At 60.6% G+C, this 16168-nt stretch carries 16 protein-coding genes; 13 read left to right on the top strand and 3 right to left on the bottom strand.

The annotated features are described in order from the left end of the window. Positions 1-63: 63 nt before the first annotated feature. From ACE3SE_RS07050 to pyrI, 4 genes are all read left to right on the top strand, one after another. Positions 64-318: a YkgJ family cysteine cluster protein gene (locus ACE3SE_RS07050; protein WP_131356848.1), complete on the top strand. Its 255-nt coding sequence runs from the start codon at positions 64-66 to the stop codon at positions 316-318. A gap of 196 nt (positions 319-514) precedes the next feature. After that, the gene (locus ACE3SE_RS07045) at positions 515-2590 is read left to right on the top strand and encodes a methyl-accepting chemotaxis protein (RefSeq protein WP_374554354.1); all 2076 of its coding nucleotides are present in this window, start codon (positions 515-517) and stop codon (positions 2588-2590) included. Between the two features lie 362 nt (positions 2591-2952). Further along, positions 2953-3873: an aspartate carbamoyltransferase gene (gene pyrB / locus ACE3SE_RS07040; protein ID WP_045845949.1), complete on the top strand. Its 921-nt coding sequence runs from the start codon at positions 2953-2955 to the stop codon at positions 3871-3873. 18 nt (positions 3874-3891) lie between these two features. After that, a complete protein-coding gene (pyrI, locus tag ACE3SE_RS07035) occupies positions 3892-4350 on the top strand; it encodes an aspartate carbamoyltransferase regulatory subunit (protein ID WP_045845950.1) in 459 nt (152 codons plus the stop codon). Between the two features lie 182 nt (positions 4351-4532). Here pyrI and ACE3SE_RS07030 read toward each other — a convergent pair whose 3' ends face one another. Continuing rightward, positions 4533-5045 carry a GNAT family N-acetyltransferase gene (locus ACE3SE_RS07030; RefSeq protein ID WP_374554353.1) on the bottom strand — a complete coding sequence of 171 codons (513 nt, stop codon included), beginning with the start codon at positions 5043-5045 and terminating at the stop codon, positions 4533-4535. Positions 5046-5105: 60 nt separating this feature from the next. Next, positions 5106-5999: an NYN domain-containing protein gene (locus ACE3SE_RS07025; RefSeq protein ID WP_374554352.1), complete on the bottom strand. Its 894-nt coding sequence runs from the start codon at positions 5997-5999 to the stop codon at positions 5106-5108. Positions 6000-6171: 172 nt separating this feature from the next. On the opposite strand from ACE3SE_RS07025, the gene ACE3SE_RS07020 reads away from it, so the two are divergent. After that, positions 6172-6411, top strand: coding sequence for a hypothetical protein (locus ACE3SE_RS07020; protein ID WP_045845953.1), 240 nt, complete (start codon positions 6172-6174; stop codon positions 6409-6411). Positions 6412-6562: 151 nt separating this feature from the next. Here the strand turns inward: ACE3SE_RS07020 and ACE3SE_RS07015 are convergent, their stop codons facing one another. After that, a complete protein-coding gene (locus ACE3SE_RS07015; protein ID WP_374554351.1) occupies positions 6563-10039 on the bottom strand; it encodes an indolepyruvate ferredoxin oxidoreductase family protein in 3477 nt (1158 codons plus the stop codon). Positions 10040-10430: 391 nt separating this feature from the next. Here ACE3SE_RS07015 and rarD point away from each other — a divergent pair, with 391 nt between their 5' ends. The 8 genes from rarD to gmhA all read left to right on the top strand — a co-directional run bounded on the left by rarD (position 10431) and on the right by gmhA (position 15949). Next, positions 10431-11345, top strand: a complete 915-nt coding sequence (gene rarD / locus ACE3SE_RS07010; protein WP_062788950.1) for an EamA family transporter RarD — start codon at positions 10431-10433, stop codon at positions 11343-11345. A 141-nt stretch (positions 11346-11486) separates the two neighbouring features. Continuing rightward, positions 11487-11687, top strand: a complete 201-nt coding sequence (locus ACE3SE_RS07005) for a hypothetical protein (RefSeq protein WP_374554350.1) — start codon at positions 11487-11489, stop codon at positions 11685-11687. 165 nt (positions 11688-11852) lie between these two features. Next, positions 11853-12317 carry a GNAT family N-acetyltransferase gene (locus ACE3SE_RS07000; RefSeq protein ID WP_374554349.1) on the top strand — a complete coding sequence of 155 codons (465 nt, stop codon included), beginning with the start codon at positions 11853-11855 and terminating at the stop codon, positions 12315-12317. A gap of 5 nt (positions 12318-12322) precedes the next feature. Then, entirely contained in the window at positions 12323-13252 is a 930-nt protein-coding gene (locus tag ACE3SE_RS06995; protein WP_374554348.1) for a methyltransferase domain-containing protein, read from the top strand. Beyond that, positions 13249-13902 (top strand): alanyl-tRNA editing protein, encoded by a 654-nt coding sequence (locus ACE3SE_RS06990; protein ID WP_131356872.1) that lies wholly within the window; start codon positions 13249-13251, stop codon positions 13900-13902. Before ACE3SE_RS06995 ends, ACE3SE_RS06990 begins: the two co-directional genes overlap by 4 nt. Further along, a complete protein-coding gene (locus tag ACE3SE_RS06985) occupies positions 13896-14291 on the top strand; it encodes a GFA family protein (protein WP_374554347.1) in 396 nt (131 codons plus the stop codon). The genes ACE3SE_RS06990 and ACE3SE_RS06985 overlap by 7 nt, the downstream gene beginning before the upstream one ends. Positions 14292-14347: 56 nt before the next feature. Next, positions 14348-15235: a DMT family transporter gene (locus tag ACE3SE_RS06980; RefSeq protein WP_374554346.1), complete on the top strand. Its 888-nt coding sequence runs from the start codon at positions 14348-14350 to the stop codon at positions 15233-15235. 129 nt (positions 15236-15364) lie between these two features. Beyond that, positions 15365-15949 (top strand): D-sedoheptulose 7-phosphate isomerase, encoded by a 585-nt coding sequence (gmhA, locus tag ACE3SE_RS06975; protein ID WP_062788943.1) that lies wholly within the window; start codon positions 15365-15367, stop codon positions 15947-15949. Positions 15950-16168: the final 219 nt, after the last annotated feature.

The following is a 16168-nucleotide window of genomic DNA, read 5'->3' as shown; positions in this document are numbered from 1 at the left end:
GTTGGCTTGCATCTGCTTTGTGGTATGGTGGCCCGTTTTCCTGCCCCTGTACCCCCTGTTTCCATGCAATGCCGTCTCCATTGCGGTGCCTGCTGCATCGCGCCATCCATTTCCTCTCCCATTCCGGGCATGCCTTCGGGCAAGCCTGCCGGCGTACGTTGCATCCAGTTGAGCGCGGACAATCTGTGCCTGCTGTTCGGTCATCCGGAGCGGCCCGCCGTTTGCGCCGGCCTCCAGCCATCTGCTGAAATGTGCGGAGAAAGCAACAGCCAGGCCATGCACTGGCTGACCGAACTGGAAGCCAGAACCGCGCCCTAATTCTTTGTTATCAATATGTAAATCAATTTGTCATTAATAAGGCAGGGCCGTGCTATGCCGATGTGATTTATAGGTTTATGATCACAAATTACGGCAGCAAAGATGGTTTTACCCCATTATGCTAGAGGGTATGCGACTAAAAACATGCAGCTAAACAGCCAGCGCAACCATCACAACTGGATTCGGGGAAACGAGTATGGCGACGGAAAAGTGGGGTCATCTGAGTACACGCATCATCGTGGTGGCTGCGGCAGCCATCGCGGTGGGTTTTGCGGTGATGATAGGCCTGATTGCATGGCAAAGTTATTCGGCAGCCGTTGATGTGGGCTACAAGCTGGCTTCCGAGCAGGCCAGCAGTTACGCCAAGGATGCCGAAGGCGATTTCAATCAGGGCTTCACCCTGCCACATCATCTGGCCGACAGCATTCTGGGGATCAAGCGGGTGGCCGCGCCAGACCGCAAGCTGGCTGACAACATGATCCAGCAATTGCTGGATGGTGCCCCGCACTCGGTTGGCCTGTGGATGTTGTGGGAACCGAATGCCTTTGATGGCAACGATAATGCCTTCCGCCTGGACTGGCCGCGCCATGACCCCACCGGGCGCTATCAGCCTTACATCACCAAGAATGCCCAGGGCAAGGCGCAGATGGACGTGATGATGTCCGCCGACCGGGTAAAGGAATTTCCCAAGTTCAAGGACCACCCGGAAACCTATCAGCCGGACTACGAAAAATCGGGCTGGGGTGATTTCTACTTCGTGCCCAAACAGCGTGGCCGCGACACCATTACCGAGCCTTACCCTTATGAAGTACAGGGCAAGATGGTGCTGGAAAGCTCGCTGGCCGTGGTGATGAAGGATGCCGCCGGCAAGATGCTCGGCGTATCGGCCACCGACGTGGCACTGGACCAGCTGCAAAAGCGCTTTGGCGCCATCCACCCGTTTGAAACCGGCTATGTGCGCATGGTGTCCGAAGGCGGGCTGTACGTGGTGTCCGACAAGCCCGATCTCCTGGGTAAGCCCGTGCCCAAGGAAGATGCGCTGGCCAGCCATCTGGATCAGATCAAGAAGGGCGAGTCCTTTATTTTTGAGCATGGCGGCTTCACCCATTTCTTCCAGCCAGTCAAAGTAGGCGATACCGGCCAGTTCTGGACGCTGGGTGTTTCCATCCCCACGGCAGCCATTACTGCCGATGCGAAAAGGCAATCGCTGACGGCCATCCTGATTGGCGTGGTGGCGCTGGTGGTGATCCTGCTGGTATTGACCGCCGTGGTCCGCACCCTGACCCGGCCGCTCAACAAACTGGCCGACACCATGGACCAGCTGGCCTCCGGCCGTGGCGACCTGACCGTGCGCATGCAGATTGCCAACCGCGATGAAATCGGACGTACTGCCGATGCCTTCAACCGCTTCATCGACAGCCTGCGCGAGATGTTCATCGAAGTGCGCCAGCAAAGCCACGAAGTCAGCGTTGCTGCTGCCAGCCTGGCCGAATCCGCCAGCCAGGTGCAGCAGGCGTCCGCCAGCCAGACCGATGCCGCCAGTGCCACCGCGGCCGGGGTCGAGCAGGTTACCGTGAGCGTGCACCATATTGCCGATACCGCCGAAGAAGCCGAGCACACCGCGCGTGAAACCGGCGAGCTGACCACGCAAAGCGTGGCTACGGTCACCCGCATCACCGGCGAGATCGAGCGCATGACAAGCAGCATGCAAGCGCTGGCCGAACGCATGAACGGGCTGGGCGAACGCTCCGAAGAAGTCAGCACCATCGTACGGGTGATCAAGGACATCGCAGACCAGACCAATCTGTTGGCGCTGAACGCAGCCATTGAAGCCGCACGTGCTGGCGAAATGGGCCGCGGCTTTGCCGTGGTGGCCGACGAGGTGCGTAACCTGGCGGGCCGTACTGCCGAAGCCACGGTGCAGATCTCCCGCATCGTCAATGCCATCAGCAGCGAAACGCGCGACGCAGTGGCAGATGTGAAAAACAGCCGCGATCAGGTCAGCCAGAGCGTGGAGATTGCCGCCGAAGCCAATGCGGCGATGAATACCGTGCTGGGTCGCAGCCAGGTTCTGGTGGCCAGCATTGTGGACATTGCCGCTTCCACCCGTGAGCAATCCTCGGCCAGCCAGGAAATTGCCCAGAACGTGGAACGCATCAGCGCCATGGCACAAAGCAATGCCGATGTGGTGCAGCAGGTGTCCGATTCGGTGACGCAATTGCGCGAGCTGTCCGCCAACCTGGAAAGCCTGGTCAGCCACTTCAAGCTCTAGTTGCTGATTGCCGGCCGATGATGACAACGCCACCTTCCGGGGTGGCGTTTTGTTTGAGCGCTGAATTGGCCGATTAACATGCCTGGGGTCATGGAATTGGCAAAATGCGACACCGCTCTTATCAAGCGCAAGGTTTGGGATTAGAATCGCGGGGTTTGTTCGGAGGAGCCGTCTTGTCGCCATTTGCAGTTGTTGTCACCCGCCTCACCACCACCCGCGACGGTGGCGCAAAAGCGTTGCTGCAAGGCCTGACTGTTCCCGAACCCCGGCTATTCCAGAAAAAAAGCTCCTGATTGCTCAGGGGCTTTTTTTTTATGGGCAAAACAACATTCGCAGAATTCGCAGAACCAAGGACCCCTATCATGGCAAACCCGCTCTATCGGAAACACATCATTTCCATCCCGGATTTCTCACGCGAGGAGCTTGAACTCGTGGTTGAAACGGCGGGCAAGCTCAAACGCAATCCGCGCAACGACCTGCTGCAAGGCAAGCTGGTGGGCAGCTGTTTCTTCGAGCCGTCCACCCGTACCCGGCTGTCCTTCGAAACCGCGGTACAGCGCCTGGGTGGCGATATCATCGGCTTTGCCGACGGTGGCAATACCAGCGCCAAGAAGGGTGAAACCCTGGCCGACTCCATCAAGATCATCAGCTCCTATGCCGATGCCGTGGTGATGCGCCACCCCAAGGAAGGCGCGGCGCGACTGGCCAGCGAGTTCTCCAGCGTACCGGTGATCAACGGTGGCGACGGCTCCAACCAGCACCCCACGCAAACCCTGCTGGACCTGTTCACCATCCGTGAAACCCAGGGCACGCTGGAAAACCTCACCATCGCCTTTGTCGGCGACCTGAAATACGGCCGCACCGTGCATTCGCTGACCCAGGCACTGTCGCTGTTTGGCGCGCGCTTCTACTTTGTTGCGCCGGAACAGCTGGCCATGCCGGACTACATCTGCGAAGAGCTGGACGAAAAGGGCATTGAATACACCCTGGTGGACAGCCTGGACGATGTGATTCCGCTGGTGGACATCATGTACATGACCCGCGTGCAGCGCGAGCGCTTTGACGAAGCCGAGTTCAAGAAAATCCAGGGCCAGTTCGTGCTGCGTGCCGACATGCTGAAGACCGCGCGTACCAATATGAAGGTGATGCACCCGCTGCCGCGTGTGGATGAAATCACCGTGGATGTGGATGCCACCCCGCATGCCTATTACTTCGAGCAGGCCAAGAACGGTGTGTATGCCCGTCAGGCGCTGCTGTCGCTGGTACTGAACGAAACCGTCTAAATCAGGGAAGGAAACATCATGCAATACACCCGTACCGTCGAAGCCCTGAAACAAGGCACCGTCATCGACCACATCCCGGCCGGGCAGGGCGTCAACATCCTGCGTCTGTTCAAGCTGGCCGAAACCGGCGAGCGCATTACCGTTGGCCTGAACCTGTCCTCGCGCCACATGGGTGCCAAGGACATCATCAAGGTGGAAAACGTGGCGCTGACCGAAGAGCAGGCCAACGAACTGGCCCTGTTTGCCCCCAAGGCCACGGTGAACGTGATCGACAACTTCGAAGTGGTGAAGAAGCACAAGCTGGAATTGCCGGAAAGCATCGAAGGCATTTTTGCCTGCCCCAACTCCAATTGCATCTCGCATGCCGAACCGGTGAAGAGCTTTTTCTCGGTACGCGCACAATCCAAGGACGTGAAAATGAAATGCAAGTATTGCGAAAAGGTGTTCAGTAAGGATATTGTTGCAGTCGTGCGCTAAGTCGTGCAGAGGCAGAGAATAGAGAACTTCAAGAACGGACGCTGTTTCAACAGCGCAGTAGCAGAACAGAAAACGCCGCAGGAAACTGCGGCGTTTTTCTTTATTCCCGCCTCCCTTACAGGGCAAGGGCGGGAGAAAGGGAGTAGACGGGAAAGCTGCCTGCCAGGCAGCCAGCTTGTTGATCAGGCCGGGCCTTCGCTCTGGCCGTCGATGAATTTCTGCATGTAGACCAGGTCCAGCCAGCGGCCAAACTTGAAGCCCACCTGCGGCAGTACACCCACCTTGATGAAGCCCAGTTTCTCGTGAAAGCGGATCGAGCCTTCATTGGCGGCATCCACCGCGCCCAGCATGGTGTGCTTGCCCAGCGTCTGCGCGCGCGGGAACAGGGCGCTGACCAGAGCGCTGCCAATGCCCTTGCCACGGGCGGCCGGGGCCAGATGCACGCTGTGCTCCACGGTAAAGCGGAAACCGGGGCGCGGGCGGAAATCGCCAAAACTGGAAAAGCCCAGGATTTCGCCGTTTTCTTCGGCTACCAGGACCGGATAGCCTGCGGCCAGACGGTCCTGGAACCAGACGGCAAACTCGCCGGGATTGAGCGGGTCGTCATTGTAGATGGCGGTGGAGGTGGCAATCACCTCGTTGTAGATATCCAGGATGACGGCCAGATCTTCCAGCTTGGCATCACGAATTTGCATGGTTTCTCCTCTTGCTTGCTTGGTGGCCGGGCAGGGCAGTGCCACGGCCGATAGTCTGTTTCAGCCTTGTTCGGCCGGGGTATCGGTTTTCTTGCGCGGGCTGCGTTTTTTACGCACGCTGGCCGGCTTGCCGGTGCTGGCTGACTCTGGGCTGTCCGGCTTTGCCGCCGTGTTGTTGGCCGTCTCGCTGCTGTCGATTTCCTTGAGCCGGATTTCACTGTGCAGCTTGGAGCCGTTGCGCTGCTCCTGCACGGTGAGGAAATCCAGTTTTTTCACCATTTGCGACAGGCGCGAATGGCCGTAATTGCGCGGGTCGAACGAAGGGTCGTTCTTGGCGATGTAAGACCCAACTGCTGATAATTCTGCCCAGCCGCTTTCCCGTGCCACCGCGTCGATGGCAGAGGTGAACATGGCTTGCAGCGGGTGGATGTCCCTGGGTGCTGCGGGTTTGCTCTTGCTTTGGCGCGTGCTGCGTGTCTTGGGCTTGTCGCTGCTGACTGCCACCTCCGGTGTTTTTTCCGGGCGCAGGATTTCGGTAAACACGAACTTGTCGCAGGCGGCGATGAAGGGGCGCGGTGTCTTGGATTTTTCGCCGATGCCGATGACAGTGAGCCCGCCTTCGCGCAGGCGGGTCGCCAGCCGGGTGAAGTCGCTGTCGGATGACACCAGGCAGAAGCCATCGAAGTTGCCGGTGTACAGCAAATCCATGGCGTCGATGATGAGGGCCGAGTCGGTGGAGTTCTTGCCGCTGGTGTAGGCAAACTGCTGAATGGGGTGAATGGCGTGTTTGTGGAGCACCTCTTTCCAGCTCTTGAGCTGGGTGGTGGTCCAGTCGCCATAGGCGCGCTTGACAATGGCCGTGCCGTATTTGGCCACTTCGGCCAGCAGTTCGGCGGTGAGGCTGGCCTGGGCATTGTCGGCGTCAATCAGTACAGCGAGTTTGCGGTTTTCCATGCACGCGGTTCCCGTGGGGCAATGGGTCATGCTAAGCCGCAGGCAAGCGGACGTCAAAAACTGTGCAGCTTGTGATCAGACGGCTGCGCCGGCTTTTCATGTTGCCTTGCACAAAGCTGGCACGGCATTTGCTGTACCAACAGTGGCATATCGCCCAACAGGAGGTTTCGCCATGCCCTTCTTTTCAAGCCCGCGCAAGCATACCCCCGCTGTGCAAAAAACCAGTGATATCGTGATGTTCAACTACCGTCGTCCGGTGCGTGCCCGTCAGGTGGCACTGGGCAGCAATGGCCGGCTGTGGCTGGTGGAGGCGCTGGATGCGGTCCATGGCATCTGGGTCTGGCAGGATGAATACAATGGTGTGGACCAGGCGCTGGATGAAGCGCGCCGCCTGAGCCTGATGCTGTCCTGATGGCCCAGCGAGGCTTTTGTCGCATCGGCACTGCCTTGAAACAGTGCAGTGATTCACCAGAACCGGGATTTTTTGATCAAAAAAAGGGCGCGGATGATGTCATCCGCGCCTGAACCACCCTCTCTTTACTGCTACAACACTCACAAATCCATCAGGCTACCTTGCGTTTGCCTGCCTGCTGGCGAAACTGCTCCAGCAAGGTTTTCTGTTTGTCACTGGCCTGACGATAGGCCGCTTCCTTGACATGACCAAAGCCACGCACGCCTTCGTATAGCTTCACCAGCTCGGTAGCCGTTGCCAGATTGTCCAGGCTCAAACCAGATAGCAGGCCGTCAACCAGTTGCTCGAACTCGGTAATCAGCCGGCGTTCCAGTTTGCGGTCGCTCTGCCAGCCAAACGGGTCCAGTGCAGTGCCACGCAAGAAGCGCAGCTTGGCCAGCAACTTCATGCCCTTGAACAGCCAGGGGCCGAAGGCGATTTTCTTGGCCACGCCACCGGTCACCCAGCTGGCACCAATATGGAAACGCAGCTGGTAATCACCTTCGAACTGGCTGGCAAGCTCGCGCAGGAAGTCGCCATCGGTGTACAGGCGGGCTACTTCGTATTCGTCCTTGTAGGCCAGCACATGGAAGTAGGCACGGGCCACCGCCAGCGACAGGCTGCTGCTGGCCGGGTTCAGCGCCTGTTCCGCTGCCTGAACCTTGCCCACCAGCGCTTTGTAACGCTCGGCCAGCGCCTGGTTCTGGTAGTTCAGCAGTTCCTTGGCGCGGTGATGCAGTACGCCATCCAGCGTTTCACGTGGAACAAACTGCACCACGGAAGACGGGTTGGTCAGTGCTTCCACCCGGCCCGGATCGTGGGCGGCATGACGCCCCCAGATAAAGGCCTGCTGATTGAATTTCACCGCAGCGCCATTCAGGCGGATGGCTTCCATCAGCGCTTCTTCGCTGACCGGCACCAGGCCCTTCTGCCAGGCGTAACCCAGCATGAACATATTGCTGGCAATGGCATCGCCCATCAGCGCGGTGGCCAGACGGGTGGCATTGACTTCCCAGAAGCGGCCGGCACCGACCGATTCGATTACCGCATCCTTCATGGCACGGCTGGGGAAGCGTACGTCCGGGTTTTTCAGGAAGGCGCTGGTAGGGGATTCGTAGCTGTTGACGATGGCGTGGCTGAAGCCCTCGCGCATCTTGGCCAGTGCTTCCTCCGCGGCGGTGACCACCAGGTCACAGCCCAGCACCAGGTTGGCATCGCCAGCGGCAATGCGCACGGCATGCAGTTGCTGCTGGCTGTTGGCAATACGCACGTGCGACCACACCGAGCCGCCTTTTTGTGCGAGGCCTGCCATGTCCAGTACGGTAACGCCCTTGTTGTCCAGATAAGCAGCCATGCCCAGTACCTGGCCGATGGTGACCACACCGGTGCCGCCCACGCCGGTAATCATGATGCTGAACGGGTCTTCAAGCGCCGGAATCTGCGGCGCAGGCAGGGTGGGCATGCTGTCCAGCGTGGCGGCGGCACCGCTTTGCTTTTTCAGCGTGCCGCCTTCCACGGTGACAAAGCTGGGGCAGAAGCCTTCCACGCAGGAGTAGTCCTTGTTGCAGCTGGACTGGTCGATCTTGCGTTTGCGGCCCAGTGCCGTTTCCACCGGCAGCACCGACAGGCAGCCGGATTTCTTGCTGCAGTCGCCACAGCCTTCGCACACTTTTTCGTTGATGAAGGCGCGCTTGGCCGGGTCGGGGAATTCACCGCGTTTGCGCCGGCGGCGCTTTTCTGCGGCGCAGGTCTGGTCGTGAATCAGCACGGTGGTGCCTTCGGTTTCACGCAGCTCTTTTTGCAGGCGGTCCAGTTCGCGGCGGTGGAACACGTCCACGCCGGGAGCCAGGCCTTGCACGCTCTGGTATTTGTCCGGGTCGTCACTGGTGATGACGATGCGCTTGACGCCTTCGGCCGCCAGCTGGCGGGTAATCATCGGCACGTCCAGATAGCCATCCACATGCTGGCCGCCGGTCATGGCCACCGCGTCGTTGTACAGCAGCTTGTAGGTGATGTTGACCTTGGCCGCCACCGCCGCGCGGATGGCCAGCAGGCCGGAGTGGAAGTAGGTGCCGTCACCCAGGTTGGTGAAAATGTGTCTGGTATTGGTGAACGGTGCCTGGCCTACCCAGGTAATGCCCTCGCCACCCATCTGGGTGAAGGTTTTGGTGCTGTCGCCTTCAATCCAGTGCGCCATGTAGTGACAGCCGATGCCGGCCACGGCGCGGCTGCCTTCCGGCACGCGGGTGCTGGTGTTGTGCGGACAGCCGGAGCAGTAATGCGGCACGCGGGCAATGGCTTCGCGCGGCTTCACCAGCTGGGCTTCTTTTTCGTCGTAGAACTTCAGCCGGTCGTGAATCACCGGGCTGTCGAAAATCAGCGCCAGGCGGCTGGCAATGGCGCGGGCAATCATGGCCGGGGTCAGCTCGCCGGCAGCGGGCAACAGCCAGTCGCCGTGCGGCAATGCCCATTCACCTTTTTCGGCAAACTTGCCCACCACGCGCGGGCGCACGTCATCACGCCAGTTGTATAGCTGTTCCTTCAACTGGTATTCGATGATCTGGCGTTTTTCTTCCACCACCAGGATTTCATCCAGCCCTTCGGCAAAGTGGCGCACGCCTTCCGGTTCCAGCGGCCACACCATGCCCACCTTGAAGATGCGCAGGCCGATGTCGGCGGCCAGGGCTTCGTCGATGCCCAGGTCGTCCAGCGCCTGCATCACGTCCAGATAGCTCTTGCCACAGGTGATGATACCCAGACGCGGCTTGGGCGAATCCAGCGTGATGTGGTTGAGCTTGTTGGCGCGGGCATAAGCCAGCGCGGCATACAGGCGGTGGTGCAGCACGCGTTTTTCCTGCACCAGCGGCGGGTCCGGCCAGCGGATGGACAGGCCGCCTTCCGGAATGGGGAAGTCCTGCGGAATGACAAAGTTGAAGCGTTCCGGCGAAATGTCCACTACCGCCGAGCTTTCGATGGTGTCGGAAATGGCCTTGATGGAAACCCAGCAGCCGGAGTAGCGGCTCATCGCCCAGCCGTGCAGGCCGAAGTCGATCACTTCCTGCACGCCGGACGGGGACAGTACCGGAATCATGCTGGCGGCCAGGATGTGGTCGGACTGGTGCGGAAAGGTGGAGGACTTGGCCGCGTGGTCGTCACCGGCCACCAGCAGCACACCGCCCTTGGCACTGGTGCCAGCCACGTTGCCGTGCTTGATCACGTCGCCGGAGCGGTCCACACCGGGGCCCTTGCCGTACCACATGGCGTACACGCCATCGTACTTGGCCCCTTCGAACATGTTGACCTGTTGCGTACCCCACACCGCGGTGGCGGCCAGGTCTTCGTTCAGGCCGGGATGAAACACCACATTGTGTTGCTTGAGGTAGGGCTCGGCCTTCTGCATGGTCTGGTCGACATTGCCCAGGGGCGAGCCACGATAGCCGGTGACATAGCCTGCGGTATTCAGCCCGGCTGCACGGTCCAGCTCCTGTTGCAGCATGGGCAGGCGAACCAGCGCCTGGATGCCTGTCATCAGCACCTGGCCGGTGGGGGCGGTGTATTTCTCTTCCAGATCAACATGACGGATCGACATGGTTTCTCCTCCTGCCGCTCAGGTCCTGTCCGGTAAGGTGGCCGGTACGGCCTGCGGCTTGTTTTCGCTTGTGGCGGGGGCGGGTTTTCCGGCAAGAAAGCACCCGCCTTTCATTATGTTGTAGGCCGTTTTGCTGCCAGAGAGCAGCCTTTTGGCAGGCACAGTGGCAGGGGCTTCATGTGGCGGACTGTAGCTTACGTTTACGTCAACGTCAAAGGTATTGACGGACAGGCAGGGCAACTGCGGCGATTGTGCCAGTGCAGCATGGTCTGGCCGTGTTGCCGCGGCCGATTGTTTGTCTGGCAGAACAGCATGTTATGGCAGCCATGGTTTTTCTGCGCGGCAGAAGCCGTTAAGCTGCACAATCAAAAAACCAGTCATCGAGCGTGTCATGTCCGCTATCCCTTCCCGTCAGGATGCCACCCGTGGCGTCCTGTTTGCGTTTATTGCCTTCGTTATCTGGGGCCTGTTTCCGCTGTACTGGAAGCCGCTGCACCAGGTGCCTGCCTTGCAGATTCTCTGTCACCGCATTGTCTGGTCTGCCGTGTTTGTGGCCGGCATCCTCACCGTGCGTCACAACTGGGCCTGGCTGGGCGAGGCAGTGCGCCAGCCGCAAAAGCTGGCCATTTTCGGCTTGTCCTCGCTGATGCTGTCGCTGAACTGGCTGATTTACATCTGGGCGGTGAATGCCGGCCATGTGGTGGAAGCCAGCCTGGGTTATTTCATCAACCCGCTGTTCAATGTCTTGCTGGGGCGTCTGTTCCTGGCGGAGAAGCTCACGCCCATCCAGCGCACGGCGGTGGCGCTGGCTGCGGCCGGTGTGGCCTGGATTACCTGGTGTACCGGCACCTTGCCGCTGATTGCCCTGTCGCTGGCGGCCACCTTCGGCCTGTATGGCCTGCTGCGCAAGAAAGCACCGCTGGCCTCGCTGGAGGGACTGGCGCTGGAAACCTTCCTGATGGCACCGCTGGCCTTGCTGGCGCTGGGCTGGTTTCAATGGCAGGGGCAGGGTGCTTTCCTGCATCAGGCGCTGTCGCTGGATGTGCTGCTGGTGGGTGCCGGCGTGGTGACTGCCATCCCGCTGTTGCTGTTTGCCGCCGGCGCGCGACGGCTGAAGCTGGCCACGGTGGGATTGATCCAGTACATCGGCCCCACCATTCAGCTGGCACTGGGTGTGCTGTTGTTTGGTGAGCCCTTCGATAGCGGCAAGCTGTTCGGTTTCAGCCTGATCTGGCTGGCCTTGCTGCTGTATTCGGCCGCCGGCCTGCTGCAAATGCGGGCCGACAAGCGAACAGCTGCCGCCTGATGTCTCCCTGCGTGCCAGTTGTGCAGCAATAGGTAATCACCACGACTTGGCACTGTAATGACTTTGGCATTAAATGTGCAAATCATGGCCTGTCATATTTTATTCCCAGTCAGGCCGGGTTTTTGCACAGGAAATGTCAGCATGGTACGCATCTTTTCCCGGGTGAAGCACAGGCGGCAAGCCCGGTCCTCCTCCTTGCCCGAAGAGCTGTCGGCGCATGAATATGCCCGCCTGAGCCAGACCTCAGGCGAAGTGCCCCCAGAGGTGGCGGCACATGCCGCGCCGGATAGCTGGCTGCAACGCTGCTGGCAATACTGTAAACAGCGCATGCACCGTGAATAGCCGTTGACCGCAAACGGCTTCCGGTCGACACTGCCAGCTGGCCTGACCGGCGCGTCCATACCGCCTTGTCGGGCAGCAATGCCTTGATCCGGCAACCATTGCCGTGGCATTGAATGCAGACACCGTGCCGGCCTCATCCGGCACCGACCATTACGGAGCGTGCGCATGCCTCAGTCGCTGCCACTGGAATTTGATTGTGATCCGGCCCGGCTGGACCGCGACATGATTCACCATTACCTCAGCCAGCAGTCCTATTGGGCTGCGGGGTTGCCGCGTGACATTCTCGAGCGCTCGCTGGCCGGCTCGCTGTGCTTTGGCGCGTATGCCGACGGTCAGCAGGTGGCCTTTGCCCGCATGATTACCGACCAGGCCACCTTTGCCTATCTGGCCGATGTTTTTGTGCTGCCCCAGTGGCGCGGGCAGGGCATCAGCAAGGCCTTGATGAATTTCGTCATGGCGCATCCCGGCTTGCAGAACCTGCGGCGCATGATGCTGGCCACGGCGGATGCGCATGGCCTGTATGCGCAATATGGCTTTACCGCGCTATCCAGCCCGGAGCGCATGATGGAAAAGCTGGATCAGCAGGTCTATCAGCGGCTATCCGCTGAATTGAGCGCGCAACAAGGATAGGAATCATGGAACTGGCAACTCAGTATTTGCAGGGCAAGGGAATCGAGCTGGGGCGCGGCGCGCATAATCCGCTGGCTCCGGCCGACTGCATCAGCGTGGCGCCGTGTGACGGGGTGCGCTATGTGGATGAACGCGACCTGGCCGACTACCGGGTGTATGCCGCCGAACAGCAGCGGCATGGCCGCGGGGTGGATCAGGTGGATGTGGTGGCCGAGGCTACCGACCTGCCGTTTGCCAATGGCGAGCTGGACTACGTGGCCAGTTCGCATGTGCTGGAGCACCTGCCTGCCATCTTTACCGCCTGGCAGGAATGGTTGCGGGTGCTACGTCCGGGCGGCATCAATTTCATGATTGTCCCCAAGCGCGATGCGCTGGTGGAGGACAGCGTGCGGCCGATTACCGGCTTGCAGGCCCATGTGGAGGCCTTCGAGCAAAGGGTGACGCCGCAATCCCTGCTACCGGAACTGCCCTGGCGCACGCATTATCACGTGTTCACCCTGCAAGGCCTGTTCGATGCACTCAACTGGTTCAACCAGCAAGGTCTGGGCGCTTACTGGCTGCTGGAAGCACAGGAGGAAAGCGACAGTAATGTCGGCAACGGCCATACCCTGGTGCTGAGCAAGCAAACCAGCTTGCCGGCACTGGAAGGCAGCGTTGGCCAGCTGGGCAGCGCCTTCAGCAGCGAACGCTATGAGGAGGCGGCCTTGCTGGCCCGCCAGGCCCTGTCGCTGAATTTCCGTATTCATGAAGCCTGGTTCATCCTGGCCATGTCCCAGCTGCAACTGGGCGATTCGCGCGCGGCCGTGCAGTCGCTGACCCAGGCACTGGTCTTGCAGCCCAAGCATGCCGAGTACCGCAATGTGTACCAGCAACTGCTGGGCCAGCCGTTCAGCTACCCGATGAGCCTGGTCGACTACCTGGCGCGCATGCTGTGACCGGCAAGCTGTTCTGGACCGATCCTTACCAGACCACGCTCACCACCACCGTGGCGCGGGTGGACGGCCAGCAGTTATGGCTGCAGGACACCATCTTCTATGCCTTTTCCGGCGGGCAGGAAAGCGATGCCGGCACCATTGCCGGCTGGCCTGTCGAACTGGCGGAAAAACAGGGACAGGACATTGTCTACACCCTACCGCCGGAGCATGGCCTGACTGCCGGGGCGCAGGTGACGGTGGCCATTGACTGGCCGCGCCGCTACCGCCTGATGCGCTTGCACTTTGCCGCCGAACTGACGCTGGAAACCATTTACCGCGACTTTGCCGGGGTGGAGAAAATCGGCGCACACATTGCGGCGGACAAGGCGCGCATCGACTTTGCCCTGCCCGAACCCATCACCCCGCATCTGCCCGCCATCACGGCCAGCGTGCAGCGCCTGATCGATGCTGACAGCGAGATTGTCAGCGCCTTCTCCGACCTGGAAGCCCAGCGGCGTTACTGGGAAGTACCCGGCTACTGCCGGGTGCCCTGTGGTGGCACGCACTTGCGCCGTACCGGCGAGGTGGGCCGCATTGCGCTCAAGCGCAAGAATATCGGCAAGGGCAAGGAGCGGGTGGAAATCACCCTGCTGGACGGTGCGCCATGCTAGGCAGCTGTCTGTGCGGTGCCATCACGTATGAAGCGGATCAACTGGACCTGCCCGTCAGCCATTGTCATTGCCACACTTGCCAGAAAGCCCATGCCGCGCCCTTTGTGCCAACGGCCGGGGTGCTGCGCCAGCATTTCCGGTGGCTGTGTGGTGTGGAACAGCTGGGCAGTTTTCAGTCCTCTCCCGGCAAGCTGCGCCATTTCTGTCGCCAGTGCGGCAGCCATCTGCTGGCCGAGCGCGAGGGCAGCCCTTATGTCATCCTGCGCGTGGCCACGCTGGACGAGGCCCCGGCACAGCAGGCCAGTCAGCATATCTGGACCAGCCATGACCGGCCCTGGCTACTCGCCGACACGGCACCGCGCTGGCCGGAGTGGCCGCCGGACAGGTAAGCTGGCGCTTTTCCCAACACCTATCCGGCCCTGTGCCGGGGACTGACTGGATTGTCATGTGGTACGACCTTGCCGCCGTGGGCGCGGCAGCCTGCTGGGCCTGGGGCGCCATTCTGGGCGCCGGCCCGGCCATGCATTTTGGCCCCTTCACCTTTACCCGCCTGCGGCTAAGCCTGATGACGCTGCTGTTGGGCGGTATCAGCCTGGCCATTGGCGGCTGGCACAGCATGCAGTGGGCCAATGTGCTGCCCGCCTTGCTCTCCGGCCTGACCGGCATTTTCCTGGGCGACACCCTGTATTTTTCTGCAATGAACCGGCTGGGGCCGCGGCGTTCCGGCCTGCTGTTTGCCACGCACTCGGTATTTTCCGTACTGCTGGGCATGTTGTTTCTGCAGGAAAAGCTCAGCCTGCTGGCCTTTGTCGGCAGTGTGATGGTGTTTGGCGGTGTGATGCTGGCAGTGGCATTTGGCCGTGGCAAGCAGCAAGGGAAGGCCTGGGAGCATCCGGCCCATTTCAAGCTGGGCGTGGCACTGGGCATGGCGGCAGCACTGTGCCAGGCCTTGGGCACCTTCTTTGCCAAACCGGCGATTGCCGGCGGGCTGGAGCCGGTCACCGCTTCGGCCATCCGCATGGGTGTGGCCTGTCTTGCGCACAACGTGCTGTGGCTGGGTGGCCTGCCGCTGGCCAGGAGCCGTGGCGTCTACAGCCTGCGCATGCTGGGGCAGACGGGGCTGAACGGCGTGGTGGCGCTGGGCCTGGGCATGACGCTGATCATGCTGGCACTGCAACATGCCAATGTGGCCACGGTGGGCATGCTCTCCGCGCTCAGTCCGGTGTTGATCCTGCCCATGCTGTGGTGGGTGAACAAACAGCCGCCGGCGCTGGTGGCCTGGCTGGGCGCTTTTGTCAGCTGTGCCGGTACGGCCTTGATCGTACTTCGCTGAAATTTACCCGCCTGCCATTCCCTGTGGCAGAAGGCATCGGGGTATGATGTCGGGGCTGGCACATGAGCCAGCCCTGTTTACTGGTGGCAATGGCAGTGTGCCTTTGCCCGCAAGCATGATGGATCGCTGATGATTTCCCATATCCAGTCCAGCCTGACTGAAGCGCAAACTGCACTGAACAATCTGCTGGCCAATCCAGAGGCGCTGGCCAGCATCGAGGCCGCTGCGCAGCAACTGATTGCCAGCCTGGCCGCCGGTGGCCGCATCTTTTCCTGCGGCAATGGCGGCTCCATGTGCGATGCCATGCACTTTGCCGAAGAGCTGACCGGCCGTTACCGCAACAACCGGCGCGGCATGGCGGCCATTGCCATTTCCGACCCCAGCCACATGAGCTGCGTGGCCAACGACTTTGGCTACGAACACGTGTTTTCGCGCTATCTGGAAAGCCATGGCCGGGCTGGCGATGTGCTGATCGGCATCAGCACCAGCGGCAATAGCCAGACCATCGTCAACGCCGCCACGGTGGCGCGTGAGCTGGGCATGAAGGTGATCATCCTCACCGGCCGTGCCGCCACCCGGCTGGAACCGCTGGCCGATGTCTACGTCAACACCCCGGGCGGCCAGTATGCCGACCGCGTGCAGGAGCTGCACATCAAGGTGCTGCACATCCTGATCGAGCTGGTGGAACGGCATTTCTGCCCGGAAAACTACTGATTGCTGCATTGTTGGATCGGTAATAAAAACGGCCCAGATGGGCCGTTTTAGGCTGCTGACAAAGTAATCTGGTTCGCTTGCACCGGACCCGGCAAAGCCAGGCCTTACGACCAAGCACCTGATTGCGCAGCCTTCCCGTCTAATCCCAATCCTCCCGCCCTTTCCCTGCCAATTTAAGCAGCGAGCCTCGCTTTCTTTTCAGAAAGCGAGAGGGGGTTT

This window comes from Aquitalea pelogenes, from assembly GCF_041914625.1.
Taxonomy (GTDB): Bacteria; Pseudomonadota; Gammaproteobacteria; order Burkholderiales; family Chromobacteriaceae; genus Aquitalea; species Aquitalea pelogenes.
This window is presented reverse-complemented; position numbering and strand designations above follow the sequence as displayed.